Consider the following 13,045-nt stretch of genomic DNA (forward strand, 5'->3'; position numbering starts at 1 on the left):
ATATAGGTTTAATGAGAGTTACGAATAAGGGGGTAGCGTATGAAGAAGGATTTGGATAAGAAAATAGAAGCACTCGAAACGGCAATTGAAACAATTCAAGAAGCACTTGCTGAATTAAAAGTGAAGCAAAGGGAAATAGAAGTAGAGAACGCTCAGCAACATGTTAGTAAGGAAAAGAAAGAATATATTGAAACGGTAATGGAGGAAAAGCCAAAAGAAGAAATAGTTACGATAAAAGAGCCTGTGCAAGAATATGAGGTAAAACAAGTAGATATATCTGCTTTTAAACCAGAGCCATTTAATATTATTAAGTTTTGTCAAACGTGGTTACCGCGTGTATTTGTCGGTATTATGTTGCTTGGAGTGATCTGGTTATTTAAAGCAGGGGTAGATGCTGGTTTATTAACACCAGCAATACGAATTGTGTTTGGTATCGCATTATCTATCGGTTTGTATTATATAGGAGATATTCAAATTAAAAGAGAGCGGCAGGCGTTAGGATTAGTATTGGTTGGAGGAAGTATTTCGGGGATTGTTTTAACGACGTTTGCGGCACATTATTTGTATGCATTTATTCCGGCAAGTATCGCGTTTCTCTTTAATATTGCATGGGTTATTTTAGGGATTTATTTAGCGAAAAGATATAACTCGGAATACCTTACTATCTTCGTAGCGGTAGGAGCGTTCTTCGTGCCATTCTTGTTAAATAGTACGACTCCTAATCCTTATATTTTCTTTGGATATGAGACAGTGTTAACACTTAGTTTATTATGGTATGGATTGAAAAATCGTTATAAATATTTATATATGATTTCTTACGCTGTTGCGGCCATTGTTCTTTTTGTCTTCTTTGCTGTTATGTCAATATTATTAGAGAACTTGCAAATACAGTTAACGATTGTATATGGTTTGATTCATTTACTATTATTTTGGCATATGTTTACGGAGAGAAGTTTTATACCAGAACCGCGTTTGGCGATATTTAGTGCGAATGCAGTGTTCTTTATACTAGCTATTTCAAAAATACCTGATTTTACAACATGGGGATTAATTATTAGTGCACTCGTGCATGCCGCTATGTTCGTATTTGAATATAGGAAAAATAGACATTCTACATTTACAAATCTCTTATTTGGTTTCGCAATGGGAGCATTTAGTTTAGCGATTTTATACGAGTATAGTTTAGTGAATGCAGCGATCGTACTATTGTTACAAGGTTTCCTCGGTATGGTTACTTCTATTAAAGGAAAACAACAGATAAAGTTGTATGTTAGTGCAACGATTTACGCAATTGGAATGATACAGACGATTTTTAGCCCGTTTGATCAATTTATTTCGGCAGGTTTTGTTGCTCATCTTATTTTAATAGGAACGTTCTATTATTGCATGAGACAGGCGAAAGAAGTGTTAGCGAGTTTTGGTAAGTATGTGTACTCTATAGCACTCTACTGGTTAATGGTCATTGTATTTATTACAATCACTAGAATTGGTGAAGTTCTTTCTACAGATGGAAGTATAATTAGCGTATCTGTATCGTTATTATGGATGATATATGCGTTATTTGCAGTTTGGTTTGGCCGTTATAGACAGATGAATGAAATATTATATGCTGGATTAATCGTATTAGTAGTAACGGTAGGGAAGTTATTCCTACTTGACTTACCAGAGGTTTCGATGATGATTAGGGCAGTGTTATTCCTAATCGTCGGTAGTATAGGTATCGTTATTTCAAGAATGTTTTTCTCGAAGGAAGAGAAGTGAAAAGAAGGCAATCCATGTATGGATTGCCTTTTTCATTATTTTTTATTAATCGTTACAGTTTCATTATATTTCGCTGTTGTATTTTGACGTAGACGAAGCGTTGCTTGTCCAGTTGTATTTGAATCAATCTGTACATTTACAACTTTCTCAGCAGAGCCTAAGCTGTTTGTTGTGAAAGAGAAGGCACTACTATATCCAAAAGCAGATGGCCAAGTGCCGTTTGTATTTTGAATTTTTGCTACTTGTGTTCCACCAGTAGTGAAAATACCTAAAGAATAGTTGTTATAAGTTGTATTAGGTAGTAAGTTGTTTACTTGAATCTTCATTTGGAAAATTTCATTGTTTGGTAGAATGCTAGGGTGTGTAACGACGTAGTCGCTTGTTGTTACCGCACCGTTATAACCGTATGAACCTGGTTTAAAAGTATTTGTATTAAACCATTGATAACCTGCATTTGGTGCACTCCAAGGTTCAGGTTGTGGTTCTGTTGATAAGCTTGGCTGTTCAAATGTTTGTAGAGCTGTAGGTGAATCAAGTTGTAAACCATTTACTTGATCTAAACTTGTAAATGTCTCTTTATTCGATAACCAATTTACGATGTTTTCTAATAAAATCGCATCGTTTTCTTCTTTATAACCATCGTAAGTTTTCTTTGTTTGGCCAGAATCTTCACGAACGTACTTTGGCGTAGCATCTTCAACAGGAGAAGAGTCACCAATAAAGGCAGCTTTTCCAAGTCCTACTTTTGCAATTGCAGCATATGGGCCTTCTGCAATACCACCGCCATTATAAACGCCACTATCAACAGCGTTATTCCATTTTGATGGATTTTCTGGAAGGTAAACAAGTCCTTTTGCTAGTTTTGGATTTGTAATTGCTAGAGTAGAACCAGCATGCATTGCTACAGAAGAAACACCTTTTGTAATTCCGAAAGATTGTTCAGGCGATACAATTGTTTTCGCTGAAACATCACCAAGTGCATTGTAGCGGAAGCGAATACCGAAGTTGTCAGATAGCCAATCAGAGCTTTCTACTCCTTGCATAGTTTGTGAATTTGCTTCTTCATTAGACATTCCTTTTGCTGGATTATCCCAAGCACCGCGTCTATATCCATTAAATACTTCAGAAGAGTCCCAGCGATTTTTATTACGATCCGCATTGTAATGATCGGCAATAAAGAAGATACTACCGCCATTTTTTACATATTGTAACATAGCGTCCTGCTCAGATTTTTTGTAAGGAATATTAGCTTCTGGAACGATAAATACATTGTAACCTTTTAAGTCTTCGTACGTAATAGGTGTTGATTTACGAAGTTCTTTTACGTGATAACCGTTTTTTGCAATGCCGTTTCCGAAGTCAGAAAAGCCGCCGTCAATAACCCAGTCAGCTGTCCCAGCAGTTTGACCGTGTGTATTATCGAATAATACTTTCTTCCCATTGTTTTGATTTACAACTTTTGCAGCAATTTCAGGAGCTGGGTCTACAGAGCTTTCGGCATAAGTAGACGGTATGAACGAGGTCCCTATACTTAGTGTAATTGCTGTTGCTAAAGAAAATGTAATCCATTTTTTATTCTTCATAGAAGAATCCCCCTAATAATAAATATATGTGCTTTAATAATGTAATTTATTTTTCTGTAAAAATAAAGACGGAAAACATAAAAAATATTAAAAGATTGTAAAAATACCGTGAATTTTGTTGAGAAATATTTATATAGATATAAAAACACCCCTTCCAAGTAATAAGGAAGGGGTGCTTTGCTTAACTAATTTTTGAGTTAGGTGTTTCATCAATCTTATGAAACCCTTTCATGTAATATACGATTGCTAAGCCGATAAGCCAAATTGGGCCGACAATCAATGCAATTCGTGTATCTTCTGAATACGCCATTATACCTAGTACTAATACAAGGAAAACGAGTGAGAAATATGAGCTTAATGGGTATAAAGGCATTTTATACGATAACTTTTGTTTATTTTGAGTAGGCAAGCTTTTACGGAATTTAATTTGAGCGACTAATATAATGCCCCAAGTCCAAATTGCGCCGAAAGTTGAAATGCTAGTAAGCCATGTAAATACCTTTGCAGGTACGAGATAGTTTAATATAACGCCAATGAGTAAAACGATAGCAGTTGCTACAATTCCTTGGCTTGGAATGCCATTTTTATTTAAACGACCAAATCTTTCAGGAGCTTTTTTCTGCTGAGCTAATGTAAATAGCATACGGCCTGTACTAAATAAACCGCCATTACAAGAAGAAAGAGCTGCTGTTAATACGACAAAATTAATAATACCTGCTGCTTTTGCGATACCAATTTGCTGGAATGTTAATACGAATGGGCTTCCTTTCTCACCAAGTTCGTTCCATGGATAAATTGCCATCATAACGAATAGAGCTCCTACGTAGAACAGTAATATTCTCCAAAACACGTTATCAATTGCTTTTGCGAGTGTTTTCTTCGGATTTTGAGCTTCACCAGCTGTAACACCGATTAATTCAACGCCTAAATAAGCGAATAGTACCATCTGCATGGAGAGTAGTAACCCAGAAAAACCATTTGGGAACCAGCCACCATGTGACCAAAGGTTTGAAATACCAGTAGCGATACCACCGTTTCCGAATCCGAATAAAATAATACCAGCTCCGACTACTATCATACAGATAATTGTGACAATTTTAATTAGAGCAAACCAAAACTCAAGTTCTCCAAATACTTTTACCGATAAGAAGTTAAAAGCGCTCATTAACAATAGAGCAAGTAACGCCCAAGTCCAGCGCGGGATATCTGGGAACCAGTACTGCATGTAAATGCCAGCTGCTGTAATTTCAGCCATACAAGTAACCACCCATAAGAACCAGTAATTCCAACCAGTAATATAACCAGCGAGTGGGCTGATATAATCATATGCATATTTACTAAAAGAACCGGCAACAGGTTGTTCAATTGCCATTTCCCCGAGAGCTCGCATAATGAAAAAAATAACGAGTCCGGCAATCATATAGCCTAGTAAAATAGAAGGACCGGCTAGTTTAATCGCGGAAGCGGATCCTAAAAATAGCCCAACGCCAATAGCTGAGCCCAGTGACATTAAAGTAATATGTCGTTCTTTTAAACCACGATTTAAAGTTCCAGATTTGTTTGTGTGCTGCATAAGAAGACTCCCCCTTGTAGAGTGAACGATATTTGAATGCGTTTACTAAATATTTAACTATTTCAAATTATAAAACATTTCTATCTGTTATGCTACAAAAATAATCATAATGAACTGTACTACATCTGTACTTGTCAGACTTAAACTTAAAATTCGAACTATTAGGGAATATATTGACTCTTCTTTTTATTGATTGTTAAGATTAAGTATTATATTTTCTCACATACTAGTAAGAAAAAGAATGTGTGATAATAATTCAGGTGTAGGAAGGGTACATAAGCATGTTTCAATTACAAAAATATAACACTTCTGTGAAGCAAGAGTTTTTAGCTGGCATCACAACTTTTTTTACATTTGCGTATATTCTTGTCATCAATCCAAAAATATTATCTGATGCAGGTGTACCATTTGACCAAGCGTTTACAGCAACAATTATTGCAACCGTTGTTGGAACAGTAGGTATGGCGATTTTCGCGAATTACCCGATTGTTATTGCTCCAGCTATGGGAATGAATGCATATTTTGCTTATTCTGTTGTACAGAAGGCAGAAGGGATTACATATGTAGTTGCCTTTTCAGCTGTATTTGTGACAGGGATTATTTTTCTTTTATTATCTTTTACTTCGTTTAGGCAAAAGTTAATTTTAGCAATTCCTGATAGTTTAAAGCATGCAATTGCAGGTGGAATTGGACTATTTATTGCTTTTATTGGATTGCGCCTTTCTGGAATTATCGTGGATCATCCATCTAATTTAGTTACGATTGGTGATTTTCATTCTTCAGCTGTTATTTTAACTTTAATTGGTTTAATATTAGCGGCGGTATTAATGACATTACGTGTGAGTGGTGCATTATTTATTAGTATGATTGTGACAGGAGTTATCGCCTTCTTTACAGGGCAATTGAAGTTTGCTGATAAAATTGTGGCGATGCCTCATTTGCCAGAGGGTATTATCGTTTCAAACCCAATCAATGCATTTTCAGATGTAATTGAATACGGATTATATGGTGTTGTATTTTCATTTTTACTTGTACTTTTATTCGATACAACAGGTGCATTACTTGGTTTAATTAAACAAGCAGGTTTAATTACAGACAATACAGAGAAGCGTTTTGGTAAAGCGTTTATTGCAGATGCAATTGGCGGGACTACAGGTTCTATCTTTGGAACAAGCCCAACAGCAGCGACGATTGAATCGTCAGCAGGTATTGCTGCAGGTGGTAAAACTGGATTAACAGGGATTGTAGTTGTTGGTCTAACAATTATAACGGCATTTTTTAGTCCTGTTATTGCTTCTTTATCAAGTGTAGCCGCTATTACAGCTCCTTCGTTAATTATAGTAGGTAGTTTAATGGCACAAAGCATTCGAGATATTAATTGGAATGAATTTGAAGATGCGTTACCAGCATTTTTAATTTTTATAGGTATTCCGTTAACATCTAGTATTGCAAATGGAATCGCAATTGGATTTTTAGTATATCCAGTCTTGAAAATTGTGAAGGGTAAAGGGATGGAAGTACATCCATTACTATACTTATTTGCATTCTTATTTGGATGTCATTTATTCTTATAATATAAATATAGGAGAGGGCCTTCTTATGGGAGGCTCCCTTTTTGTGTATAATAAAGTGAAACTATAGGCAGTAGGGGATATCCTCACTGTGTATTAGCCCGCACCAATTGGGATAAGGTGAAAACTTAATTGATTTCGTAAAATATAAATTACTTAATGGAATATATATGTTACAATAGAGGTAGAGGAGGAACATGAATGGCTGTAAGTAAAATAAAAGTCGCGCGTGTTCAGTTAGATTTAACACAGCAACAATTAGCAGAAAAAGTAGGCGTTACAAGGCAAACGATTAGTTTAATTGAGAAGGGGAAATACAATCCATCTTTAGATTTATGTTTAAAAATTTGTTATGCAGTAGATAAAACGTTGAATGATTTGTTTTGGGAGGAAAAGGAGTGGTAGGATGAAAATCGTGAAAGATGAACGTTTAATGATTGAAGGGTTAAAACATATTAGATTAGCTTTCATCTTACAAAATATCGTCATACTAGCTATCGTCTTTTACCGCTATGTCTTGCAAGGGGCAGGATATGAAAATGTTTCGGATTTATTAATGGTATTTATGGGCGGGATAATAATTATTAACTTTTTAAATCTGAAAAATTCAGTGGAAGTGTATGAGCATACGGGCGGAGTGTCGCGTCGTTATTTTATGAAGCTATTATTCATTCCGGTGGGTATTATTATTGGGATTTTAGCTATTTGTATCGTTGTAACACCAGATATTTCGATAAAGGAAATTAGTATGACAGGACTTATTATGTTTGCTTGTTTTTTAGTTCCAAGTTTGTTTATATACATATATATGAAAAAAATAAAAAGAGAAGATTGAAATATAAGAAAGGCTTTCCTATATTGAGGAAAGCCTTTCTTATATCTTTTTATACAAAACTTTATGAAGGCCAATTGGTTCAATTTCAAAAATTTCACCATGCTCCTGAAAGCCTAATCGCTTGTAATAGTCAGTTACAGTAATTCGGCCATTACACCATAGGATGTTTGCTTTTCGTTCTTTTAAAACTTGTTCTGCCTTATGAATTAAGGAGCTTCCAGCTCTTTTGTTCCGAAAGTTAGGTAATGTTGCCATTCCTCGTAGTCTATAATGGATACCATTTTGTAAATCAGGATATATTTCTTTTGAGAAGGAAGCGATGCTAATCAACTCAGCGTTTATAAAGGCGCCTAAGTGGAATGTGTCTTTTTCGTAGTCAGAAGAGTATTTACAGTCTGCTAGGGACTGATTTGGACGCAACACCGCTTGGCGTAATAAGTGTGTCTCGGATGCATCAATATATTGCACAGTAATCATGTTATCATCCTTTCTTATAAACCTTTTTCTATAAGTTGTATAAAGAAGTATGCAGGTGCAGCTAGAAGGCCGAGTATACTAGCGGTTCCGAGGAAGAGTGAAAGTAAAAGGCATGAGTATTTAACTCCAGTTGATTTTTTCCAACCATAGCTGCAAATTTCAATGCTAACACCGATGAGAATAATGGCGATGAGTACTTCCGCTAATAATAAGAGAGCTAAAGTTACAATAGACATAATGTAATCCATCCTCATAATATGTGATAGTAACATTTTACCATATGAAGTTAAAAAAATGCCCCTCAATTATGTGAGGGGCATTTTTTACTCTAATATGTTTTTTAGTGTATCGATATGTTCTTTTGAACCTGTTACAAGTAATGTGTCACCGTGTTGTAGTCTTGTATCACCATGTGGTATTAATGCTTTGTTACCGCGGTAGATTTGAATGACAAGTACATCACCTAAAAATGGGAGGCGGCGAAGCGCAACGCCGTTATATTTATTGCTGCGCAGTTCAACTTCGCGTACTGTTTCGTTTGCTGTTGTAATTAAGCGAACGAGACTAGGTTTATCAATAAGCGCACGTAATAAAATACGTGTAGAGTTAATTGTTGAGAATACAGCGATATGTTCTTGCGTTGCTTTTTCTTGTAGAAGTGGATCTTCTACACTTGCAATAACATGTTCAACACCTAGCTCTTTTGCATGTTCTGCCAATAATAAGTTTTGTTCATCATCACTGGTTGCAACAACGACGCGATCTGCATCAAATGCTGTTTGTTCAGTTAATGATGCGATTGTGATGTCATCTAATTTTACGATAGGGAAGTCATGCGATTTCGCTTCTTCATCATTTATTTTGTTTTGACGCATCATATATAGCGTTACGTCATAATCTTCTCGTTTTAAATCTAGTGATAACGGAAGGGTAATTCTGCTCGCGCCAATAATAGCTACTTTTGGTTTTGGTGTTTCTACTTTTGGGAACATTTTTTTAAACAATATAGGTGCAAAAATACAAGTAATAACTGCGCTTAAAATAAGAGAGGCAGATAAACTTGGACTGATAATCCCCAGTTTTTCACCAATTTGTGCAGCCGCAATAACTAAAGAAAGTGTCGATGTTAATAAAATTGCACTTCCAAGTACTATATTACGTGGATACCATTTTCGTAAGACGAGTGATGGTAAGAGTTTTGAAATAAAGAGTCCTACAATTAAGATTGGGATCATTAGCATGCTAGAAGGTTCTTTGAAAATAGACCATACCTCTAGATTTACACCAACCATTACGAAGAAAATAGGGATGAAGAAACCATAGCCGATGGAATCAAGTTTTTCAACCATATCTTCATTTGGTGATAATAACGATACAAGTACACCTGCTAAGAAGGCACCTAAAATATTTTCTGCTCCAACAGATTCCGATAACCCTACTAATATTAAAATGAGTGCAAAAACAGCTCGTGTATCAATTTGTACACTACCAGCTTTTAAACTATCTAAGTATGGAATGTTTTTAAAGCGTTTTGCAATAAAGTAAATGACAATACCAGCACCGAATAGAAGAAGTAGGAGCCACATACTTTGGCCGCTTTCGGAATTTAATCCGACGAAAACAGCGAGTAAAATCATTGTAACTAAGTCTGCAATAACAGCAACTAATAAAATGATTTGTCCGATTGCAGTTTTTCCTAGGTTGTTTTCTTTTAATGTTGGTACAACAACACCTAAAGAAATAGTTGAAATAATTAAAGTCATGAACATTGCATTATCTACAAATCCTAGCCATACGAATAGTAATGATAGGGCATAAGATAAGATGAAAATAAATAAGAAGATAATGCTTGCTACTTGAAATGTATTTGGCTCGTTTGTCGTATTTTTTTTCCCTTTTTGTTTAAAGATAGAAAAATCAATTTCTAAACCGCTTAAGAACATGAGGAAGATAAATCCTAATGTTGATAAAACTTGAAGCCATATATCTGGCTCAATAATATTAAACCCACTTTTACCTACAAAGATTCCTGCAATAATTTCTGCAACGACAACAGGAAGTGCTTTTAATTTAAAGCGTTGTAACAAAAGGGGAACGAAAAACGCGATTGCAACGACAACCATAAGTGATAGAACAGAAGTATGATGTTCCATTGCGTTCTCTCCCTTCAAATAAATATAGTACCTATTTAGCCATATAATAGGTAGAAAAGCAACGCATATGGATTCGATTTCATAAAGAAAGATTTTTCTTAACATTTGTCATAATAAGTATATTTTTCATGATTCTGTTGTTAATTCCGTAATGTGGATGTAATAGGGGAGGGGATAAAAAAAGACTGCTGAGGAATCTCAGCAGTCTTTTTCATGTACATTACATTGAGAAGAAGATCCATACAGTTAAACCAACTGTTGCAGTTGCAACGAAGAAACTGTATATCATTGTAAGAATTTGAACTCTTCCTTCTCCTTCTTTTAAATGCATGAACATAATTAATTGTAACAATGCTTGCGCAACAGCCATTATGATAATAGTTGTTAAGACTGTTGAAAGTGGCAATGTTGTGTAAAGTGCCACGTATAACGCTAGAAACGTTAATGCAAGCGATAAAATAAATCCGAAAACGTGTGACCAAGGGAATCCGCTATGCGCATGCCCGTTTGCTTGATTGTTGTTTTGAGCCATTTACGCCACCATCCCGTTCAAGTAAACTAGTGTGTAAATAAAGACCCAAACTAGATCAAGGAAATGCCAGTATAAGCTGATAATGAATACTTTACGAGCTGTAACTGGTGTTAAACCTCGTTTTAAAATTTGGATAATAACACAAGTTGCCCAAATGATACCGCCTGTTACGTGGGCTCCGTGCGTTCCAAGAAGAACGAAGAATGCAGATAGGAAAGCACTTGTTTGAATTGTTGCGCCTTCACCGATGTACATAATGAACTCTTCGATTTCAAAGAATAGGAAACCTGCACCTAAAAGTAATGTAAGGATGAACCATCCAAGCATTGCTTTTTGGTTGTGCTTACGCATTTCGTGAATTACGATACCACATGTGAAACTACTTGTTAAAAGTAGTAATGTTTGAATTAAAAGCGTTTTAAGTTCAAACAGTTGCGCTGGAGTTGGGCCATCTGCCGTACGACCAGCAAGGACTAGATAAGAGGCGAAAAGTGTTGCGAACAGCATAATTTCAGCCCCAAGAAAAATCCAGAATCCTAGGATATTCAATCTGCTTTGTTCGGATTGATATTCCAAAGGTAAGCTTTTATCTAAAGCCGCCATGTCATTTCACCTCTCATGCTATATGTTCTGTTTCTTTAATTTCATCAACACTTACGTAGTAGCCATCATCATAATCGAATGAACGATAGATTAAGCAAGCTAAAATACCAACGCCGCCGATTGCTGCAAGCCAGAACCAGCTAAATACTAATGCGAAACCTGCAAGACCGAAGAATAAAGACGCAATAATAGGCACACCAGAGTTACTTGGCATGTGAATTGGTTTGATATCTTCTGCTGCTGGTGTAACTGTTTCTCCGCGTTTTTTCATGTACCAGAAAGCATCAGCTTCTTTGATTTCAGGAAGTTTCGCGAAGTTGTAATGTTGTACAGGAGATTGAGTTGCCCATTCAAGTGTACGGCCATCCCATGGATCTCCAGTTGTGTCACGTTCACCGTGACGTGCACTCCAAATTACGTTGTAGCAAAGAAGTAGGAAGCCAATACCCATCATTACCGCACCAACAGATGCGATTTGGTTTAGCCATCCCCATCCAAGACTTTCAGAGTAAGTGTACATACGACGAGTCATACCGTCTAAACCTAAGAAGTACATTGGGAAGAAACAGATGTTGAATCCGCTCATAAAGATCCAGAATGTCCATTTACCTAGGCGTTCATTTAACATATGACCAGTCATTTTTGGATACCAGAATGTGAATCCAGCAAGCATAGCGAATACTGTACCTGCGATTAATACGTAGTGGAAGTGAGCGATTAGGAAGTAGCTGTTATGGTATTGATAATCAGCTGCTGCCATTCCAAGCATAACCCCTGTAACCCCACCGACTACGAAGTTTGGAATAAATGCCAATGACCAAAGCATTGGAACTGTAAAACGGATACGTCCTTTATACAGTGTAAACAACCAGTTAAAGATCTTAACCCCGGTTGGAATCGAAATCGCCATTGTCGAAATCGAGAAGAATGAGTTAACCGCTGGACCTGCACCCATCGTGAAGAAGTGGTGAAGCCATACGACGAAACTTAGTAAAGAAATTGCAACCATTGAGTATACCATCGCACTGTAACCGAATAGACGCTTACGTGAGAATGTACTAATGATTTCAGAGAAAATACCGAATGCCGGTAAAATAACGATATATACTTCAGGGTGACCCCATACCCAGAACAGGTTGGCCCATAACATCGGCATACCGCCGCTCGCCATCGTAAAGAAGTGAGCATCGAATAGACGGTCAAATGTCATTAATGCAAGAGCAACTGTTAATACTGGGAAAGCGAAAATAATGATAATTGTTGTAATTAAGATTGACCAAGTAAACATTGGCATTCTCATTAAAGTCATACCAGGTGTACGCATTTTTAAGATAGTAACAAGGAAGTTAATACCGGTCATTAGCGTACCGAGACCTGAAATCTGTAATGCAATTGCGTAGTAGTTATTTCCTACGCCTGAAGTAAACTCTGTACCTGCCATTGGGAAGTAAGAAGTCCACCCAGCGTCTGGAGAACCACCGATTACGAAAGCGATGTTGAATAACATTGCTCCGACAAAGAATAACCAGAAACTTAAAGCATTTAAGAACGGATATGCAACGTCACGAGCACCAATTTGTAATGGTACTACAAGGTTCATTAATCCCATAACGAATGGCATTGCCATGAAAAGAATCATTACTGTACCATGCGTTGTAAAGATTCCGTTATAGTGTTCAGCGTTTAAATAAGTTGTTTCTGGGAATGTTAACTGTGCACGGATCATTAAACCATCCATACCACCACGGAATAACATGATAACCGCAGAAATAATATACATGGCTCCGATTTTTTTATGGTCAACAGTTGTCAACCATTCGTCCCAAAGCCATTTCCATTTTTTATACTTTGTTAGTACGAAAATGATTGCTAATGTCACAAGAACGATAGAAGCGTCTGCACCGTAAATAATCGGGTCACCTGTGACAAAGAATTCATCAAGCTTCACTGTGTTCAC

Annotated in this window: 12 protein-coding genes; 4 read left to right on the forward strand and 8 right to left on the reverse strand. The window is 36.5% G+C overall.

Annotated elements, in window-relative coordinates; all coding sequences use genetic code 11:
* The first annotated feature begins 39 nt into the window (after positions 1-39).
* Positions 40-1,761: a DUF2339 domain-containing protein gene (locus tag QCI81_RS17860; RefSeq protein WP_063546474.1), complete on the forward strand. Its 1,722-nt coding sequence runs from the start codon at positions 40-42 to the stop codon at positions 1,759-1,761.
* Positions 1,762-1,796: 35 nt separating this feature from the next.
* Here the strand turns inward: QCI81_RS17860 and QCI81_RS17865 are convergent, their stop codons facing one another.
* Both QCI81_RS17865 and QCI81_RS17870 read right to left on the reverse strand, forming a co-directional pair.
* On the reverse strand, positions 1,797-3,344 hold the full coding sequence (locus QCI81_RS17865) for a DNA-binding protein (protein ID WP_000791514.1): 1,548 nt from the start codon (positions 3,342-3,344) through the stop codon (positions 1,797-1,799).
* Between the two features lie 181 nt (positions 3,345-3,525).
* Positions 3,526-4,917: an amino acid permease gene (locus tag QCI81_RS17870; protein ID WP_001164901.1), complete on the reverse strand. Its 1,392-nt coding sequence runs from the start codon at positions 4,915-4,917 to the stop codon at positions 3,526-3,528.
* Positions 4,918-5,198: 281 nt separating this feature from the next.
* Here QCI81_RS17870 and QCI81_RS17875 point away from each other — a divergent pair, with 281 nt between their 5' ends.
* The 3 genes from QCI81_RS17875 to QCI81_RS17885 all read left to right on the forward strand — a co-directional run bounded on the left by QCI81_RS17875 (position 5,199) and on the right by QCI81_RS17885 (position 7,323).
* Positions 5,199-6,491 carry an NCS2 family permease gene (locus QCI81_RS17875; RefSeq protein WP_071732209.1) on the forward strand — a complete coding sequence of 431 codons (1,293 nt, stop codon included), beginning with the start codon at positions 5,199-5,201 and terminating at the stop codon, positions 6,489-6,491.
* A gap of 198 nt (positions 6,492-6,689) precedes the next feature.
* Positions 6,690-6,893, forward strand: coding sequence for a helix-turn-helix transcriptional regulator (locus QCI81_RS17880; protein ID WP_000301183.1), 204 nt, complete (start codon positions 6,690-6,692; stop codon positions 6,891-6,893).
* Position 6,894: 1 nt separating this feature from the next.
* On the forward strand, positions 6,895-7,323 hold the full coding sequence (locus QCI81_RS17885) for a hypothetical protein (RefSeq protein WP_063546476.1): 429 nt from the start codon (positions 6,895-6,897) through the stop codon (positions 7,321-7,323).
* Positions 7,324-7,362: 39 nt separating this feature from the next.
* On the opposite strand, the gene QCI81_RS17890 is transcribed toward QCI81_RS17885, so the two are convergent.
* The 6 genes from QCI81_RS17890 to qoxB all read right to left on the reverse strand — a co-directional run bounded on the left by QCI81_RS17890 (position 7,363) and on the right by qoxB (position 13,036).
* Positions 7,363-7,800, reverse strand: coding sequence for a GNAT family N-acetyltransferase (locus QCI81_RS17890; protein ID WP_023521193.1), 438 nt, complete (start codon positions 7,798-7,800; stop codon positions 7,363-7,365).
* A 14-nt stretch (positions 7,801-7,814) separates the two neighbouring features.
* Complete coding sequence (locus QCI81_RS17895; protein WP_071732208.1) at positions 7,815-8,072, reverse strand: DUF4022 family protein; 258 nt, start codon at positions 8,070-8,072, stop codon at positions 7,815-7,817.
* A 51-nt stretch (positions 8,073-8,123) separates the two neighbouring features.
* Positions 8,124-9,953 carry a monovalent cation:proton antiporter family protein gene (locus QCI81_RS17900; RefSeq protein WP_063546478.1) on the reverse strand — a complete coding sequence of 610 codons (1,830 nt, stop codon included), beginning with the start codon at positions 9,951-9,953 and terminating at the stop codon, positions 8,124-8,126.
* A 220-nt stretch (positions 9,954-10,173) separates the two neighbouring features.
* A complete protein-coding gene (gene qoxD, locus QCI81_RS17905) occupies positions 10,174-10,485 on the reverse strand; it encodes a cytochrome aa3 quinol oxidase subunit IV (protein ID WP_000068425.1) in 312 nt (103 codons plus the stop codon).
* Complete coding sequence (qoxC, locus tag QCI81_RS17910; protein ID WP_000729314.1) at positions 10,486-11,088, reverse strand: cytochrome aa3 quinol oxidase subunit III; 603 nt, start codon at positions 11,086-11,088, stop codon at positions 10,486-10,488.
* Between the two features lie 13 nt (positions 11,089-11,101).
* The gene (qoxB, locus tag QCI81_RS17915; protein ID WP_000762374.1) at positions 11,102-13,036 is read right to left on the reverse strand and encodes a cytochrome aa3 quinol oxidase subunit I; all 1,935 of its coding nucleotides are present in this window, start codon (positions 13,034-13,036) and stop codon (positions 11,102-11,104) included.
* Between the last annotated feature and the right edge of the window lie 9 nt (positions 13,037-13,045).

This window comes from Bacillus cereus group sp. MG20, assembly GCF_040459885.1.
GTDB classification, from domain to species: domain Bacteria; phylum Bacillota; class Bacilli; order Bacillales; family Bacillaceae_G; genus Bacillus_A; species Bacillus_A cereus.

What these genes read in the sequence shown, in the direction of transcription:
- QCI81_RS17860 (WP_063546474.1), top strand. Translation starts at nt 40, where the DNA reads ATGAAGAAGGATTTGGATAAGAAAATAGAAGCACTCGAAACGGCAATT.
- QCI81_RS17865 (WP_000791514.1), bottom strand. Translation starts at nt 3,344, where the DNA reads ATGAAGAATAAAAAATGGATTACATTTTCTTTAGCAACAGCAATTACA.
- QCI81_RS17870 (WP_001164901.1), bottom strand. Translation starts at nt 4,917, where the DNA reads ATGCAGCACACAAACAAATCTGGAACTTTAAATCGTGGTTTAAAAGAA.
- QCI81_RS17875 (WP_071732209.1), top strand. Translation starts at nt 5,199, where the DNA reads ATGTTTCAATTACAAAAATATAACACTTCTGTGAAGCAAGAGTTTTTA.
- QCI81_RS17880 (WP_000301183.1), top strand. Translation starts at nt 6,690, where the DNA reads ATGGCTGTAAGTAAAATAAAAGTCGCGCGTGTTCAGTTAGATTTAACA.
- QCI81_RS17885 (WP_063546476.1), top strand. Translation starts at nt 6,895, where the DNA reads ATGAAAATCGTGAAAGATGAACGTTTAATGATTGAAGGGTTAAAACAT.
- QCI81_RS17890 (WP_023521193.1), bottom strand. Translation starts at nt 7,800, where the DNA reads ATGATTACTGTGCAATATATTGATGCATCCGAGACACACTTATTACGC.
- QCI81_RS17895 (WP_071732208.1), bottom strand. Translation starts at nt 8,072, where the DNA reads ATGTTACTATCACATATTATGAGGATGGATTACATTATGTCTATTGTA.
- QCI81_RS17900 (WP_063546478.1), bottom strand. Translation starts at nt 9,953, where the DNA reads ATGGAACATCATACTTCTGTTCTATCACTTATGGTTGTCGTTGCAATC.
- qoxD (WP_000068425.1), bottom strand. Translation starts at nt 10,485, where the DNA reads ATGGCTCAAAACAACAATCAAGCAAACGGGCATGCGCATAGCGGATTC.
- qoxC (WP_000729314.1), bottom strand. Translation starts at nt 11,088, where the DNA reads ATGGCGGCTTTAGATAAAAGCTTACCTTTGGAATATCAATCCGAACAA.